Genomic DNA, 15,964 nt, shown 5'->3' with positions numbered 1-15,964 from the left:
ATTATTTAACCATAAAAAGTACGAATTTAGCTGTACTTTCGAAAACCCCCTCAGGAGGATAAAATTCGAATACAAGAACACCGTACGGATTTGTATGCAATTCGACCGAATAGGCAACCGTCTTTTGTTCTTTGATTTCGATCCCCAATTCTTCCAATTTACGTTTTATCGTTGATATCGAATTTCCGCGCCTTAAATTAATGCAATCAAAATGAATGTATCTCTCGTCGTCAATAAATCTCGTATTTTTCTTCACTGCCTCAACAAATATCGACGAAACCTTAAATTCGTCATTATATTTTTTATGCAAATATATTTTTATCGCGCCAGTTACAAAAACACAAAGACCTTCTAAAGACTTATCATTAGAGACTAGATTTAAATACTCTTCCTCAAGTCCACTCAGTTTTTTAAAGAACGCCCTCACTTCGCCTAACGTACTTCCAATACGTATTGGTCCAAAGCATCCACATTTAATAAAATCTAACGCACTTACATGTAATATTTTATCTCTTCGATCGCTCATCCACTTATTCCGCTTTATATATAAATATTACATTTATCGGCCTCTACAATTTATTTACCTTTCCTCAGCCGATCGGCGAGTTGCTTCAGCTCCTCGGCTCGCTGAGGCACCATTCTACGTGAGGGCCGGCGTTGCCACAGTCGCGGCCGGCTCCGCCCCATGCGATGTCTTGGGGCCTATAGCTTCGCGCCGCGTGGACGGTCGGCTTAGCCCGGCTTCTTAAGGGCCTTGTCGTTGCGGCAGCGCGACAGCGGCAGGATCGTGCCGGAATAGATGCGGGTGATATTCATCTCCGCCTTGTCGGTATCGACGCTGAGACAGGCGCAGCCATAGCCATAGCCGTTCGGCTGCAGTTTTACATATTGCTTGGAATCGAAATCGGGGGCGTTGTCGAAGCCTTCCGCCTCCAGCCCGCCCTGCGAGCGCATCCACCAGTCGCCGTCGCGGTCGGTGAGATACCAATTGCCCGGCGTCGGGTTCACATACCAGCCGCAGCGGTTTTCCGCCGCGCCGGCTGGCAAGGTGACGAGCGCGAGCGCGGCGAGCGAACTCAGCGTCAGCAGGAAACGGCGCATCGGTATCTCCTCGGCAAGCCTCACGCCGGCAGGGGGAGCGGCCGGCGCCGCTTTTTCTTCCACATCGGGCGAAGCATCGCCACCACCATGGAATTGAACGAGGCGATGAAGCCGAGCACGTTCAGCGCGGCGGCAATGATCCAGTAGGCAAGCTTGGCCATCGCCTCGGTAAGGAACAGCGCCCCGCGCCCAAGCGTTTTCACCACCGCCAGCGTCTTGCCGCCCTTGGCCTGCGCCAGCGCGCTCAGCCGCGCCGCACCGGCGGCATCGTCGACATGGCGCAGCCCGGCGAAGGTGGCGCGTGTGCCGGCCTTCGAGCCCGCCGTGCCGAGATCGCCCACCAGCGCGGCGAGTTGCGCCTTCGACCCGCCGCGCACAGCCGCCGCGATATTCCCGGCGAAGCGCCCGCCGACCACGCCCGCGCGCCGCGCACCCTTCAGCACCGAGAGCCCGGCCCGGAAGGTCAGCGGCGCGCCGAAGGCGGCATAGGTCGCCCCGGTCGCCACGATGCCGATGCTGGCGAGGTTGACCATGAAATGGTCCACCGGCTCGCCGCGCGCCCAATGCGCCGCCTCGCGGCCGAGATCGCGCACATCGCCCCACACGGTGAGATCGCCGGCGGCGGCGCCCGCGAGCCCGGCCATGTCCTCGCCCTGCCCGGTGAGGAAGCCATGGCCGAAGCTTCCCGCCCCGCGCGCAAAGCGCGCGCCCGGCGCAGTGGCGAGGGCGACACGTGCCCGGCGCTCCGCCGTCACGGTCAGCCCGCGTTCGTCCGCGAGTTCGACAAAGCTCGCCGCCAGTTCGCCGTCGCCTTCGGCCAGCGCGGCGTCGATCTCCTGCGCCACCCGCGCCTCGGTGAGCACGCCGGTGAGCTGCAGATCGGCGAGCCGCGCCGCATCGTCCTGCGCGCTCACCAGCGCCAGGGCGTGCCGTCCCGCCGGCACCACCCAATGGGCGGCACCCGCGAAGGCGAGCAGGAAGCCGAAAGCGGTGAAGAACCGATACATGGCAGCGATATGGGGAGGGCGCGGCGCGATGCCACGTTTCTGCCCGGCCATTATGGCGAAGCGATGGGGGCGGCGTGCACAGGCGCGGCATCCGGCCCCTTGGACCCGGGCGCGCCAGCGGCTATGGTCGCGCCGATTTCAACGCGAGCGCGGACAGGCGGACATCATGGCGGGCCACGTCGTTCCCCATTTCCACAATTCGGCCGGCGTGGCGAAGATCGCCATTGGCGCCAAGGAATTCATGTGCGTGGGCGCGCTGCCGCCCTATGACCACCCACATGTGTTTCTCGACATGGGGTCGGACAGCGAGATCATCTGTCCCTATTGCTCGACCCTCTACACCTTCGATTCCCACCTGCACGGCACCGAATCGAACCCGCCGGGCGCGCTGTTCGAGATTCCGGCCGCCGCCTGAGCGCGGCCCTTGCCCGCCCGCTCCCTCGCTATCGTCGGTGCCGGCATCGGCGGCCTCACCGCCGCCCTTGCGCTGGCGCAGGCCGGCTGTGCCGTCACGTTGGTTGAGCGGGCGGAGGTTCTGGAGGAAGCCGGCGCTGGCGTGCAGCTCGCCGCCAATGCCACGCGCTGCCTGAAGGCGCTCGGCGTCTATGAGCGCGTGGCCGCGCAGGCCGTGCTCCCCACCGCCTTCGCCGTGCTGGACGGGCGGACCGGCACACGGCTCGCCGGCGGGCCGATGGGCATGGCGGCCGAGGCCCGGTTCGGCGGGCCCTTCCTCGTCATCCACCGCGCCGATTTGCAGGCCGCCCTGCTCGCCGCCGTGCGCGAGGTGCCGTCCATCACGCTCAAGCTCGGCCATGCGCTGGAAAGCTTCACGCCCGAAGCTACCGGCGTCACCTTGAGCCTGCGCCATGCCGGCGGCACGGAGACCCTGCGCGCCGACGCGCTGATCGGCGCCGACGGCCTGCGCTCCGTCGTCCGGCGGACGCTCCAGCCGCAGGCGGCGCCCTCCTTCCGCCACCGCGCCGCCTGGCGCGCCACCGTGCCGGTCGACGCACTGCCCGCCACCCTCACCGATCCCGTCACGCGGCTATGGATCGGCCCCGGTGCCCATCTCGTCACCTATCCCGTGCAGGCCGGCCGGGCGATCAATCTGGTCGCCGTCACGCCCGACGAGCGCGAGGTGCATGGCTGGAGCGAGGCTGCGGCGCGCGACGAGCTTCTGGCGCATTACCGCGGCTGGTGCGCGCCAGCCCGCGCCTTGCTCGACGCGCCGGAGCGCTGGCTGCGCTGGGCGCTGTTCGATCTCGACCCGCTCACCAACTGGGGCGACGGCCCGGTGACTCTGCTGGGCGACGCCGCCCACGCCATGCCGCCCTTTCTCGCCCAGGGCGCGGCGCAGGCGATCGAGGACGCGGCGGTGCTCGCCCGCGAATTGGCCGGCGCGGACGATATCCATGCCGCGCTGCGCCGCTACGAGGCCGCGCGGCGGCCCCGCACCGCCCGCGTGCAGCGCGCCGCGCGCGGCATGGATCGCATCTATCATCTGAAGGGCCCCGCCCGCCTCGCCCGCGATCTGGTCATGCGCGTCCAGCCGGAAAGCGCGGTGCTGGAACGCTACCGCTGGATTTACGACTGGCGGGCGTGACGCCGCACGGCAGTCTGATCGTCTTTTCTCATGGCACCCATGAGAACATCTCGTTTTCCGATCCAAGCCGCGACGCCTAGTTTCTCCGCGATCCATGTGGAGACGACGCATGCCCTCCGCCTCGAAGGCGAACCCGTCCGTCGCTGTCCCGGCCGCACCGGCGACGTTCTTGCCGCTGCCGCTTCTGGTGGCGCTGTTCTGCGTGCTGTGGTCGTCGGCCTTTGCCGGCGCCAAGATGGCGCTGGCGGACTGCCCGCCGCTGATCCTGCTCGCGGTGCGTCTGCTGCTGGCGGGCTCGCTGATGCTGGCACTCGCGCCGCTGTGGGACAGCGGGGCGCGCCGAAAGGGCCTGCCGCCGATCCGTCGGCGGGACATCGTCGCGCTCATCGGCATCGGCGTGCTCAATAATGCGGTCTATCTCGGCCTCAACTGGACCGCCCTCACCTTCACCTCCTCCGCCTACACCGCCGTGCTGACGAGTTGCCTGCCGCTCCTGGTGGCGCTCGGTGCCGGGCCGCTGTTGGGCGAGAAGATGAGCCCGGCGAAATGGGCAGGCATCGCGCTGGGGCTGATCGGCGTCGTCATCGTGCTGCGCTCGCGCCTTGCCGGCGCGCATGAAACGCTGGCCGGCACGCTGCTCATCGCCGGGGGTGTCACTGCGCTGGCCGCCGGCACGCTGGCGTTCAAATATCTCGCGCCGCGCGGCGGCATCTGGAGCGGCAATGCCGTGCAGTGTCTCGCCGGCGGGCTGGCGCTGATCCCGGTCGCGCTCGCCACCGAGAGCACCGGCGACATCCGCCTCACCGCCAATCTCATCGGCGGCCTCGCCTTTCTGGTGATCGGCGTTTCCATCGGCGGCTATGGCCTGTGGTTCTACCTGCTCACCCGCGCCTCGGCGACGGCGGCCTCCAGCCTGCACTTTCTCATGCCGCCGCTCGGCCTCTTCTTCGGCTGGCTGCTGCTGGGGGAGGCCGTGCCGCCGCTCGATTTCCTCGGCATCGTCCCCATCGCGCTAGGCATCTGGCTGGTGACGCGGCCGGCAAAAGTGGCGGGGTGAGCCCCGCGTGGATGTCGTCCCGGCCGAAGCGCCGGGATCGTCAGCCAGCAGTGGCACGCGATCCCGGATCGGCCTCAGGCCGTCCGGGATGACGCTGTTTCATGGATGCCGCGTCAGGCCACCGCCGACACGGCCTGCAGCGCCTTCACCAGCGTGTAGGAACGCTTCTTTGCCGCCATGTCGGGAATGGCGGTGGTGATCATCAGCTCATCCGCCTGCGTGGTAGCGAGGAAGCGCTCCAGCCCCTCCGCCACCTTCTCCGGCCCGCCGACGAGCACCTTGTCGCGGTTGCGGCGGATGAAGACAAGATCCGCCTCGCTATAGGGATAGGCGGCCGCCTCCTCGGCGGTCGGGATCGGGCCGTAATGCCCGCGCGCGCGGCGCAGATGGGCGAGATCGACGCTGCCGGCGAGATATTCCGCCTCCTCGTCGGTCGGGGCGCATACGACAGCCAGAGCGAGGATGGCATGCGGCGCCGCCAATCGCTCCGAGGGTTGGAAGCCGGCGCGGTAGCTCAGCATCGCGTCCAGCACATCATGCTGGGCGAAATGGTGCGCATAGGCATAGCCCACCCCGATCTGCGCCGAGAGCCGGGCGCTGTAGCCGGAGGAGCCCAGCAGCCAGATCGGCGGCAATTTCACATCCACCGGCATCACCTGGATGTTGCGGTAGGGATGGTCCGCCGGCCAGGCGCCCGTATCCCACAGCATCAGCTCTTTCAGCCGGTCAAGGAAATCGTCGCCGGGATCGACATCCTGCCGGCGCCGCAGCGCGTGCGAGGTGAGATGGTCCGTGCCGGGCGCCCGGCCGAGGCCGAGATCGACCCGGCCGGGATAAAGCGCCTCCAGTACCTTGAAGCGCTCCGCCACCATCAGCGGAGCGTGATTGGGCAGCATCACCCCGCCGGAGCCGACGCGGATGCGCTCGGTCGCCGCCAGGATCTGCCCCGCCATAACATCGGGCGCGCCTGACGCGACGGAGGCGAGGTTATGATGCTCGGCGACCCAGAAGCGGGTGAAGCCGAGGCCATCGACATGGCGCGCCAGTTCCAGCGTGCCGCGCAGCGCCTCCGGCCCGCTGGAGCCGGAAGCGACGAAGGAGAGGTCGAGGACGGAAAGGGGGGTGTGGGAGAGACGGGTCATGGCGATGAGGTGGGGATCGGTCGCCCGCCTGCCAAGGAGTATCCTCGATGTGACCGCGAAGGAGCCTTCCATGCAGCGCCCCCCGCCCTGAGCGGACGGCGCCCACGCCGCGACATGTTGGCCGGTCGTGAGGCAGCGCCTTTTGAGTTGCACCTTTTTCTGCCTTTGGTTACACCTCATCATCTTACCGGATAGATTTGGGGAACCGCGATGTCCACCACGACGATCGGCGTCAAGATCGACGAGGATCTGCGCGCCCGGCTGAGGGCCGCTGCCGAGCGGGAGGGTTGCACCCCGCACGCGCTGGTCAAGGGCGCGCTCACCGCCGCCATCGAGCGCACGGAGCGTGGGCTGGAAGCGGTTCCGCAGGTGGATGCCACGCCGGAGCCCGCGCCCAGCATCAGTGGCGTGTCGGGGGACAGCCCCTTTCTCCCCTTCGCCCGTGGTATCCGGCCCCAGAGCGTGCTGCGCGCCCGCGTCACATCCGCCTATCGCGTGCCGGAAACCGAGGCCGTGCCGGTTCTCATCGGCCCCGCCACCCTGCCGGCGCCGAAAGCAGAGGCCGCCCGCGCCCGCGCCCGGGAGCTGGTGGAAGCGCTGCGCGCCAAGGGCCAGAAGGGCCCGGTCGAAGGGTTGATCCACGAATATTCGCTCTCCAGCCAGGAAGGCGTCGCGCTGATGTGCCTCGCCGAGGCGCTGCTGCGCATTCCCGACCGCGCCACCCGCGACGCGCTGATCCGCGACAAGATCGGCCATGGCGACTGGCAGGCGCATCTCGGCCACAGCCCCTCGTTGTTCGTCAACGCCGCGACCTGGGGGCTGGTGCTGACCGGCAAGCTGACCTCGACGTCCAGTGAGGCTGGTCTCACTGGCGCTCTCACCAGACTCATCGGTCGCGGTGGCGAGCCGCTGATCCGGCGCGGCGTCGATGTCGCCATGCGCATGATGGGCGAGCAGTTCGTGACCGGCCAGACCATCTCCGAGGCGCTGGCCAATTCCCGCCGCATGGAGGCGAAGGGTTTCCGCTATTCCTTTGATATGCTTGGTGAAGCCGCCACGACGGAGGCGGACGCCCGGCGCTATTACATCGATTACGAACAGGCGATCCACGCCATCGGCAAGGCCTCGGCAGGACGCGGCATCTATGAGGGGCCGGGCATCTCGATCAAGCTGTCGGCGCTGCACCCGCGCTACAGCCGCGCGCAATATTCGCGCGTTATCAATGAGTTGCTGCCCCGCGTCGCCGCGCTCGCCAAGCTGGCGCGCCATTACGACATCGGGCTCAACATCGACGCCGAGGAAGCCGACCGGCTGGAAATCTCGCTCGATCTGCTTGAATCGCTTTGTTTCGATGAGGCGCTAAGCGGCTGGAATGGCATCGGTTTTGTCATTCAGGCCTATCAGAAACGCTGCCCTTATGTGGTCGATTACCTGATCGACCTCGCCCGCCGCTCCGGCCACCGGTTGATGATCCGGCTGGTGAAAGGCGCCTATTGGGACAGCGAGATCAAGCGGGCGCAGGTAGAGGGGCTGGAAGGCTTTCCGGTCTACACGCGCAAAATCCACACCGACGTCGCCTATCTCGCCTGCGCCCGCAAGCTGCTGGCGGCACCGGATGCTGTGTTCCCGCAATTCGCCACCCACAACGCGCAGACGCTCGCCACCGTCATGGAGATGGCGGGGGCTAACTACTATGCCGGGCAATATGAATTTCAGTGCCTGCACGGCATGGGCGAACCGCTTTATGAGGAAGTGGTGGGCCGCGAGAAGCTCGGCCGCCCCTGCCGGATCTACGCGCCCGTCGGCACCCATGAGACGCTGCTGGCCTATCTTGTCCGCCGCCTGCTGGAGAACGGGGCCAACACCTCCTTCGTCAACCGCATCGCCGATCCCGATGTGCCGGTCGACGAACTGATCGAAAGCCCGGTCGATGCCGCCCTGCGCATCGAGCCAATGGGCGCCCCCCATACCGGCATCGCCGCGCCGGCCGATTTGTTCGGCGCGGAACGGCGCAATTCGGCCGGACTGGACCTCTCCAACGAGCAGCGCCTCGCCTCCCTCGCCGCCGCCCTGCTCGCGGGCAGCGCCGCGCCGTTGGCGGCAAAGCCTTTGCTGGCGGGACCTCTGACCATGGACGGCCCGACCCGCCCGGTGCTGAACCCTGCCGATCATCGCGATACGGTCGGCACGGTGGAGGAGACCGCGCCGGAGATGGTGAGCCGGGCGATGGCCTATGCCAATGCGGCGGCGCCGATCTGGCAGTCTACCCCTCCGGACGAGCGCGCGGCCTGCCTGTTCCGCGCCGCCGAGCTGATGGAAGCGCGCCTGCCGGCCCTCATCGGCCTCATCATCCGCGAGGCCGGCAAGTCCTACCCGAACGCCGTGGGCGAGGTACGGGAAGCCGTTGATTTTCTTCGCTATTACGGCGCCCAGGTACGTCATGGCTATTCTGGTGACACTCATCGGCCGCTCGGACCGGTGGTGTGCATCAGCCCGTGGAATTTCCCACTCGCCATCTTCACCGGCCAGATCAGCGCGGCGCTCGCGGCCGGCAATGTGGTGGTAGCCAAGCCGGCCGAGGAGACCCCGCTCATCGCCTTCACGGCGGTCGAAATCCTGCGCGAGGCCGGGGTGCCCGAGGGCGCGCTGCAGCTCGTCCCCGGCGATGGCAAGGTCGGCGCGGCGCTCGTCGCCGATAGCCGCACGCGCGGGGTGATGTTCACCGGCTCCACCGAGGTCGCGCGGCTGATCCAGCGCCAGCTCGCCACCCGGCTCAGCCCGGATGGCAGCGTCATCCCGCTGATCGCCGAGACCGGCGGACAGAACGCGATGATCGTCGATTCCTCGGCTCTGGCCGAGCAGGTGGTGGCCGATGTGCTGTCCTCCGCCTTTGACTCCGCCGGCCAGCGCTGTTCGGCCCTGCGCGTGCTCTGCCTGCAGGAGGATGTGGCCGACCGCATGCTCGCCATGCTGCGCGGCGCGCTGAAGGAGCTGAGCGTCGGCAATCCGGTGAACCTGTCGACCGATATCGGCCCGGTCATCTCGGCCGAAGCGAAGGCCGGAATCGAGGCCCATATCGAACGCCTGCGCAAGGCCGGTTGCCGGGTGGAGCAGTTTCAACTCGGCGAGGAGGCGGCGCACGGCACCTTCGTCCCGCCGACGCTGATCGAGATCGGCGACATCGGAGACCTCAGCCGGGAAGTGTTCGGCCCGGTCCTGCATGTCGTGCGCTATGCCCGTGACGGGCTGGACCGGCTCATCGACGCCATTAACGCCACCGGTTACGGCCTCACCTTCGGCCTGCACACCCGCATTGACGAGACCATCGCCCATGTCGGTGCGCGGATTGAGGTCGGCAATGTCTATGTGAACCGCAACATCATCGGCGCCGTCGTCGGCGTGCAGCCCTTTGGCGGGCATGGGCTTTCCGGCACCGGCCCGAAGGCGGGCGGGCCGCTCTATCTCGGGCGTCTGCTCGCACGCCGCCCGGCCGCTCTGCTGCCGGCACGCGAGGCCCCATCCCCAGCCCGGCTCTGGGTAGACTTCCAATGGGATACCGGCATTCGCACCATGTGCGGGGCGGTGCTCGACAGCACGCCTTTCGGCCATATGGCGGAGCTGCCCGGCCCGGTGGGCGAACGCAATGTCTATGCGCTCTCGCCACGCGGCACCGTGCTGTGCCTGGCGGCCACGGAGCGGGGACTCGCCGTGCAGATCGCCTCCGCCCTTGCCACGGGCAATCGCGTGTTGCTGGAAGGCTCGCAGATGCCGGCGCTCCCCAGCGGCCTGGAAGATTGGGTGCAGCTCACCGACAGCTATGATGGGGCGGCGTTCGATGCCGTCCTGTTCGAGGGCGATGGCGATGCGCTGCGCCGTCTGAACGAAGCCATCGCCGCCCGCGAGGGGCCGATCGTGCTTGTCCACGGGCTCGCGCCGGACGACATCGCGCGCGGCGAAGTCTATCCGCTCGACCTGCTGATGATGGAACGCTCCACCAGCACCAACACGGCTGCCGCTGGCGGCAACGCCAGCCTGATGACGCTGGGCTGACCCGGCAGGAAAGCCCGGGCGCAGCGACGCGCCCGGGCGTCACGCTCAATTGTGGTTGAACCCTGCCGCCTCGTCATCGGTCAGCGGGTGGGTGACCGGATGCTTGGCGAAGAAGTCGAGCGCCCGGCGGAAATCGTCGAGCAGCAGGCTGGCGAGATCGCGGCTCACCCCGTGGCGCACCAGAATGCGCTGGATGACGAGATCCTGCCGGTTCGCCGGCATGGAATAGGCCGGCACCTGCCAGCCGCGCGAGCGCAGCCGGTCCGCGAGGTCGTAAAGGGTGTAACCGCCGAACCCCTTGTCGTCTTTCAGCTTCCAGCATAGCGCCGGAATGCCGGTGTGGCGGTTGCCGTCGTAGAGAATTTCGAACGGTCCAAGCGCGGCGATCTCCCGCGCGAGATACTCGGCCGTGTCGTAGCAGGCGTTCTGGATCTTGGCGTAGCCCTCGCGGCCCAGCCGGACGAAGTTGTAATATTGGGCAACGACTTGCCCGCCGGGGCGCGAGAAATTCAGCGCGAAGGTCGGCATGTCGCCGCCGAGATAGTTCACGTCGAAGACGAGTTCCGGCGGCAGGTCGGCCGCCTCGCGCCAAATCACCCAGCCCACGCCCAGCGGGGCGAGGCCGAATTTGTGGCCCGACGTGTTGATCGACTTCACCCGCGGCAGGCGGAAATCCCAGGAAAGTTCTGGTGCACAGAAGGGCGCGAGGAAGCCGCCCGAGGCACCGTCGACATGGATAGGGATATCGAGGCCCGTCTCGGCCTGCAGCCGGTCCAGCGCGTCGCTCACCGCCTTCACGGGTTCGTACTGGCAGGTGAAGGTCACGCCCAGCGTCGGCACCACGCCAATCGTGTTCTCGTCGACACGGGCGAGAACCTCCTCCGGCGTCATGATCAGCCGGTCGCCTTCGAGCGGAATCTCGCGCAGTTCGACATCGAAATAGCGGGCGAATTTGTGCCAGCAGATCTGTACCGGACCGCAGATCAGGTTGGGCCGGTCCGTGGGCTTGCCCTCCTTGGCGCGGCGCTTGCGCCACTGCCACTTCAGCGCGAGTCCGCCCAGCATCGCCGCTTCCGACGAACCGACCGTGGAGCAGCCGAGCGTGGTGAGCGGATCCGGCGCGTTCCAGAGGTCGGCCAGCATGCGCACGCAACGCGCCTCGATTTCCGCCGTCTGCGGATACTCGTCCTTGTCGATCATATTCTTGTCGATCGACAATTCCATGAGATCGCGGATCTCGTCGTCGACCCAGGTCTGGCAGAAGGTGGCGAGGTTCTGGCGCGAATTGCCATCCAGCATCAGCTCGTCGCGCACCGCCGCGAACACATGGCGCGGCTCCCTCTGGTCGACCGGGAAACCGGATTTCGGCAGCATCCCCAGCAGGTCGGGCGAGGAATAGATGTCGTCGAGGAGATCGTCACGCAGAGCGGCGCTGGACTTTTCGGGCGTCAAGGCTGGCGTCCTTTCAGGCTGGTGAAGCCGCTGGAGTAAGCGACATGGGGGCGCCAAAGGCAAGCGGCTGGCGCCGCCTCAGCCGACGCCGACCTTTCGCTGCCTCAGCGGGCATCGAGTGCGGCGGGCACCTCGCGCGAGGTCATCGCGCCGAGCACGAAGGCGAGATTGGCGGCCGCGACCAGTGAGGCCGCGTGAGCGTCGGACTGCGCCAGACGGGCGGTGAGAAGTCCGCTTTCGGCGGTGGTGGCGGCGGTGATGTCGCCGACGCCGCTCTCATAGGCGCCGAGCGCCGCGTCATAAGTTACCGCCGCAGCTTCTGCGAGTGCTGTGGCCGCACGGTAGGAGGCCAGCGCCGAGCGCAGCGTATCGGCGGCGATGACGATCTCACGGGCGGCCGCGTCGCGTGTCGCCTCGAACGTCGCCTCGCTGGTGGAAGCCAATGATTCCGCCTTCTTCAGCTGCGCTGCCCGTAGCCCGCCATCGTAGAGCGGCATCGTCACCCCCAGCAGCACGCCAGTGGTCGAGGCCTGCTGGCCGATGGTCGGCAGGCCGGTGGCGCTGAAGCTCGCCCCTCCGCCCGCAGCGACCGCGCCGAGGAACACTTTGGGCATGAACTCCGCCTCCGCGGCACCGACGGCGGAGCGGGTCGCCTTCATCGCGGAGAACGACGCCAGCACATCCGGGCGGCGGGCGAGCGCGACCTTGATCATTTCTTCCGTCGGCGTAGCCACCGAGGGTGGCAGCGCCCGCCGACCGGGTTCGCGGATGGCGATGCGGGTGAGCGGGGACACGCCCATCGCCCCCATCAGCAGCTGATAGGCATCGCGCTCGGCGCCTTGCGCCTGCACGAGGCCGAACTGCGCCTGCGCCACCAGCTGCCGCCCCTGCGCCACCTCTACCGTCGTGCCGCGTCCCTGATCATTGCGTGCCTGCGCCGCCGCCGAAATCTTGCGGGCATTGGCCGCATTCTGCTCGGCAATCCGCACGCGGCTGCGCGCCGCGCCATAAAGGAAGTAGGCGCGCGTCACATCGTGGATGATCTTCTGATGCGTGCCGTTGAACAGGATATTGGCGGCGGTCGCGTTGTGGCGAGCGGCCTTATGCAACGCATCGCGCTGGCCGAAATCGAAGACCAGCCATTGCAGTGCCACCTGCGGCGACACGCCCTCAACCCGGCTCGACACCTGGTTCACGCTGCCCACCGTGACCGGCAGCGTCGACGACACGTCCTGCCAGCCGCCGATGACATTGGCAGAGATGAAAGGCAGATAGGTCGCCTCCACCATGCCCGTGCTCAGCGCCGCCTGCCGCGCCTGCTGCCAGGCGATGCGGGTTTGCGGATTCTGCATCTGGGCGATGTCGATAAGTTCCGGCAGCCCATAGGCGCGGCGGGGGTCGATGCCCGGTGTTGGCTCCATCTGGGCGACGTCCAGATCAGGCGTTACGCTGAACACCTTGGCCGACGCTTCCGTTGCGCCTCCTTCGCCTGCGGCGCCCGTCGCAGCGACGCTGGCTTCCGGCGTCCAGGGTTGCGCGGGGTCCTGGGGCGCTGTTTTCAGAGCGCTCGTCGCGCAGCCGGCAAGAAAAAGACCCGCCAAAACAACGGCTAAGAGTAGGAATGCGTGGTGGCGAGGGCGATGCGCGGCCATGCCTTACCCCGCCGCCAGTGTTGCGATGCGTTCGGCCCGACGGGCGAGAGCGTCCGACGACTCGGGGAACTCTGTCGCGGGCACCCCCTGCCCGCTCCCACCCCGGGCGAGCCGCTCCGCCGCCGCGGCGAAGCGCTGCGCGGTGTCGGTCGGCACGTCAGGGGCGAAGATCAGCGCCGGCAGCACCGCGTCGGCCTCCTCCACTAGCCGGTGAAGACGCCGCTCGGTGGTCGCGGACGGGCGCAGGCGTGCGGGTTCAAAGGGCAAAAGCGCCAGCACGTCCCGCGACTTGGCAAGTTCGCTCTCCACTGTCGCCGCCTCCGCCACCGCCTGACGGCGGGTGGCGGGATCCAGCGCCGCCAGTCGCGCCAGTGCGGCCAGCGCCCGGGCGAGCCTTTCGCGCACATCGACCACCGCGCTTTTCGGCCAGATCTGCGTGAAGATGAGATAAACCACGAGATTGCCAAGCAAAATTCCGACGACGCGGTCGCGGGCGGCGTCCATGTCGGTGCTGGGTCCGAAGCCGTTGAGGATGGTGAGGAGGAAGGCGAGACCGATCTGCACGCCGCCATAGGAGATGCGCTCGCTGCCTGAGGACACCCAGGCAGCGACCAGAACGCCGGCGAACACCAGCGCCATCAACCCGCCAACCGATTGAAGATGCGGGATAATATACAGGATCGCCGCAAGCCCCAGTGCCGCGCCGACAAGGCAGCCGGCGATGCGGAGCGCCAGCTTGTGCACCGTCTCGCCGGTCGTGCCGAGCGCGGCGACGTAGCAGGTGACCATGGCGGTGTGGATGCCCTGCCAGTCGATCAGCGAATAGATGAGATAGCAGGTGATCGCCGCCGCCGTGGTCTTCAGCGCGTAGCGCTGATGGTCGCTATTGGTGAAGGCATCGGGCGCGAGGAAAGACGGTTTCGAGGCAACCAACCCCTTGCCTTCATTGCCTTTTCCGAGGTCGTTCAACGCCTGTGCGATGGCGGCGCGGGGCCCCTCGCCCTCCCCGGCGGCGGCGTCCTGAGCGGGCCGGCGGCCGGCGCGGAGAGCCTCGGCCGCCGCGCGGCAGCGCTGCGCCAGCCCGGTTTCCTCACTGCCGGGAGGCAGCGCCGCCACGGCCAGCAACAGGCGATAAGTCGTTGCAGCAGAAGCAGAAAGCCGATCGATGGCGCGCGTCGGCGCGGTGTGGAACAGACGCGCCAGCATGACCTGTTTGGCGCTTGTCTCCAGCCCCTCGGCGAGCGCCGCGTCGAGCGCCCGCCGTCCCCGGCCGGCGAGCGCCTGCGCCGCTGCATTGAGTCGGTCCACCAGCGTCTCGCGCAGCAGCCGGTGCGGCGAGGTGCCGAGCACCATGGAAAAAATCGCCAGCAACACCATAGGCATAACCGCCATCTGCCAGGCATAGAGCAGGCCGCGGGTGACGATTTCCCCGGCAGGTACCTGGTCGACCAGGGTCAGCACGAAGGCGATGACGAGCGCGATGATGGCGCCGATCTCGCCCAATTGGGACGCCGAACTGAGATAGAGAAAGGCGAAGGAGGTGGCGGCGATGACCACGATCCGCAGCAGCGGCAGCTCCGCCGTCCACTGGATGATCGGTGCGATGAGGAGGACGATGAGGCTTACGAGGACGATGAGACCGAGCGCCTGCCCGACATTTTCCGCCCCGTTGGGCCTGGTGAGGAAAATGATGAGGTAGCAGCTGATCGCCGCCTCCGGCACTTTGTAGAGCATCGCCGTGCCGCAGACGAGCGCGCACAGCAGCGCGATCCGCCAGGTCATGGCGAAGCGGCCGGGCGTCGGCTGGAGGTCGGCCCAGACCTCGCGCAGCAGACCGCCGCCGGGCGTTTCAGCAATCCGTGTCATGGTGCACGGTCGCGGTGGCGGAGGCGCCGATGCGCATGAGGTCGGCGGCAGGGTCGAGCAGGCGGATGCGCACGGGGAAACGCTGCGCCACCCGCACCCAGTCGAGGCTCTTGGGCACGATCGGCATCTTGCGCGGCAGGGTGATCTGCTCGGTCGACTGCACGCCCCAGCCGATACCCTCCACCCGGCCGCGCATCTTCACCGCGCGGTTGGCGAGGGTGTAGACCGTGGCGCAATTGCCGACGCGGATGCCGGCCAGCTCGGTTTCGACAAAGGCGGCAGAGGCGTACCAGGCGCCGGTGTCGATCAGCACGAAGACCGACTGGCCCGGCAGCACATATTCGCCCGCCGCCGTCTCCAGCCCCACCACCTTGCCATCGAACGGGGCAACGACCTTGGTGTCGGCCAGAGCACGCTCGGCGATGGCGAGGGCCGCGCGCCGCGCTTCCACCAGCGCCACCGCCGCCGCCGTGTCGCTGACCAGCGCGAGGGCCGCCGCCTCCTGTTGCAGCGCCTGTTTCAGGCTCACCTCGGCGTCGCGCTTGGCGGTGGCGGCGTCATCCACCTGCTGGGCGCTGACATAGCCCTTGGGCCGCAGCGCCTCCAGCCGGGCGAGGGTCTGGGTGGCGAGGGCGAGGTTCTGCCGCGCCCGCGTCACCTGTTCCTGCGCAATGACCGCATTGGCGCGCTCGGCGGTCACCGCGCGCTGCTTGTCGGCCAGCCCCGCCTCGGCAAGGGCAAGGTCGGCCCGCGCCTGCGCCACCTGCAATTCATACGTGGCGGGGTCGAGCGCGAACAGAAGCTCGCCCTTCGCCACCGCCTGGTTCTCGCGCACCGCGATGGTGGCGATGCGGCCGGGCACGGAGGCCGCGATGGCGGTGACATCCGCCGTCAGCTCCGCGTCCTGCGACAGCGGGTTCAGCTCGGCATCGCGCAGATAGTGCCAGCCGAGCAGCACCGCCCCGGCGAGGGCGAGAAGGCTCACCAGCACGCCGAGGCTGCGGCGGGGGGCGGGGTGCGTGTGCTCCTCCACC

General features: G+C 67.4%; 12 protein-coding genes. 4 read left to right on the top strand and 8 right to left on the bottom strand.

The window, feature by feature from the left end; translation table 11 throughout:
- Window position 1: 1 nt before the first annotated feature.
- From ACP2AH_RS19590 to ACP2AH_RS19580, 3 genes are all read right to left on the bottom strand, one after another.
- Window positions 2–526: a hypothetical protein gene (locus ACP2AH_RS19590; protein ID WP_425107337.1), complete on the bottom strand. Its 525-nt coding sequence runs from the start codon at window positions 524–526 to the stop codon at window positions 2–4.
- A 206-nt stretch (window positions 527–732) separates the two neighbouring features.
- A complete protein-coding gene (locus ACP2AH_RS19585) occupies window positions 733–1,101 on the bottom strand; it encodes a DUF4087 domain-containing protein (RefSeq protein ID WP_425107336.1) in 369 nt (122 codons plus the stop codon).
- Window positions 1,102–1,121: 20 nt separating this feature from the next.
- Window positions 1,122–2,159 (bottom strand): hypothetical protein, encoded by a 1,038-nt coding sequence (locus ACP2AH_RS19580; protein ID WP_425107335.1) that lies wholly within the window; start codon window positions 2,157–2,159, stop codon window positions 1,122–1,124.
- 115 nt (window positions 2,160–2,274) lie between these two features.
- On the opposite strand from ACP2AH_RS19580, the gene ACP2AH_RS19575 reads away from it, so the two are divergent.
- From ACP2AH_RS19575 to ACP2AH_RS19565, 3 genes are all read left to right on the top strand, one after another.
- The gene (locus ACP2AH_RS19575) at window positions 2,275–2,523 is read left to right on the top strand and encodes a zinc-finger domain-containing protein (RefSeq protein ID WP_307018313.1); all 249 of its coding nucleotides are present in this window, start codon (window positions 2,275–2,277) and stop codon (window positions 2,521–2,523) included.
- Window positions 2,524–2,532: 9 nt separating this feature from the next.
- Complete coding sequence (locus ACP2AH_RS19570; RefSeq protein WP_425107334.1) at window positions 2,533–3,711, top strand: FAD-dependent monooxygenase; 1,179 nt, start codon at window positions 2,533–2,535, stop codon at window positions 3,709–3,711.
- Window positions 3,712–3,820: 109 nt separating this feature from the next.
- A complete protein-coding gene (locus tag ACP2AH_RS19565; protein WP_425107333.1) occupies window positions 3,821–4,768 on the top strand; it encodes a DMT family transporter in 948 nt (315 codons plus the stop codon).
- Window positions 4,769–4,881: 113 nt separating this feature from the next.
- On the opposite strand, the gene ACP2AH_RS19560 is transcribed toward ACP2AH_RS19565, so the two are convergent.
- Window positions 4,882–5,910, bottom strand: coding sequence for an LLM class flavin-dependent oxidoreductase (locus ACP2AH_RS19560; RefSeq protein ID WP_425107503.1), 1,029 nt, complete (start codon window positions 5,908–5,910; stop codon window positions 4,882–4,884).
- Window positions 5,911–6,120: 210 nt separating this feature from the next.
- Here ACP2AH_RS19560 and putA point away from each other — a divergent pair, with 210 nt between their 5' ends.
- Window positions 6,121–9,960 carry a trifunctional transcriptional regulator/proline dehydrogenase/L-glutamate gamma-semialdehyde dehydrogenase gene (gene putA, locus ACP2AH_RS19555; RefSeq protein WP_425107332.1) on the top strand — a complete coding sequence of 1,280 codons (3,840 nt, stop codon included), beginning with the start codon at window positions 6,121–6,123 and terminating at the stop codon, window positions 9,958–9,960.
- A gap of 45 nt (window positions 9,961–10,005) precedes the next feature.
- On the opposite strand, the gene ACP2AH_RS19550 is transcribed toward putA, so the two are convergent.
- The 4 genes from ACP2AH_RS19550 to mdtN form a co-directional block, all read right to left on the bottom strand.
- Window positions 10,006–11,334 (bottom strand): glutamate decarboxylase, encoded by a 1,329-nt coding sequence (locus ACP2AH_RS19550; protein WP_425107502.1) that lies wholly within the window; start codon window positions 11,332–11,334, stop codon window positions 10,006–10,008.
- Between the two features lie 182 nt (window positions 11,335–11,516).
- Window positions 11,517–12,833 carry a TolC family protein gene (locus ACP2AH_RS19545; protein ID WP_425107331.1) on the bottom strand — a complete coding sequence of 439 codons (1,317 nt, stop codon included), beginning with the start codon at window positions 12,831–12,833 and terminating at the stop codon, window positions 11,517–11,519.
- A 234-nt stretch (window positions 12,834–13,067) separates the two neighbouring features.
- Window positions 13,068–14,930 carry an FUSC family protein gene (locus tag ACP2AH_RS19540; RefSeq protein WP_425107330.1) on the bottom strand — a complete coding sequence of 621 codons (1,863 nt, stop codon included), beginning with the start codon at window positions 14,928–14,930 and terminating at the stop codon, window positions 13,068–13,070.
- Window positions 14,914–15,963, bottom strand: a complete 1,050-nt coding sequence (gene mdtN, locus ACP2AH_RS19535; RefSeq protein ID WP_425107329.1) for a multidrug transporter subunit MdtN — start codon at window positions 15,961–15,963, stop codon at window positions 14,914–14,916. The genes ACP2AH_RS19540 and mdtN overlap by 17 nt, the downstream gene beginning before the upstream one ends.
- Window position 15,964: the final 1 nt, after the last annotated feature.

Source organism: Ancylobacter sp. (assembly GCF_965249975.1).
In the GTDB taxonomy this organism is placed as follows: domain Bacteria; phylum Pseudomonadota; class Alphaproteobacteria; order Rhizobiales; family Xanthobacteraceae; genus Ancylobacter.
This window is presented reverse-complemented; position numbering and strand designations above follow the sequence as displayed.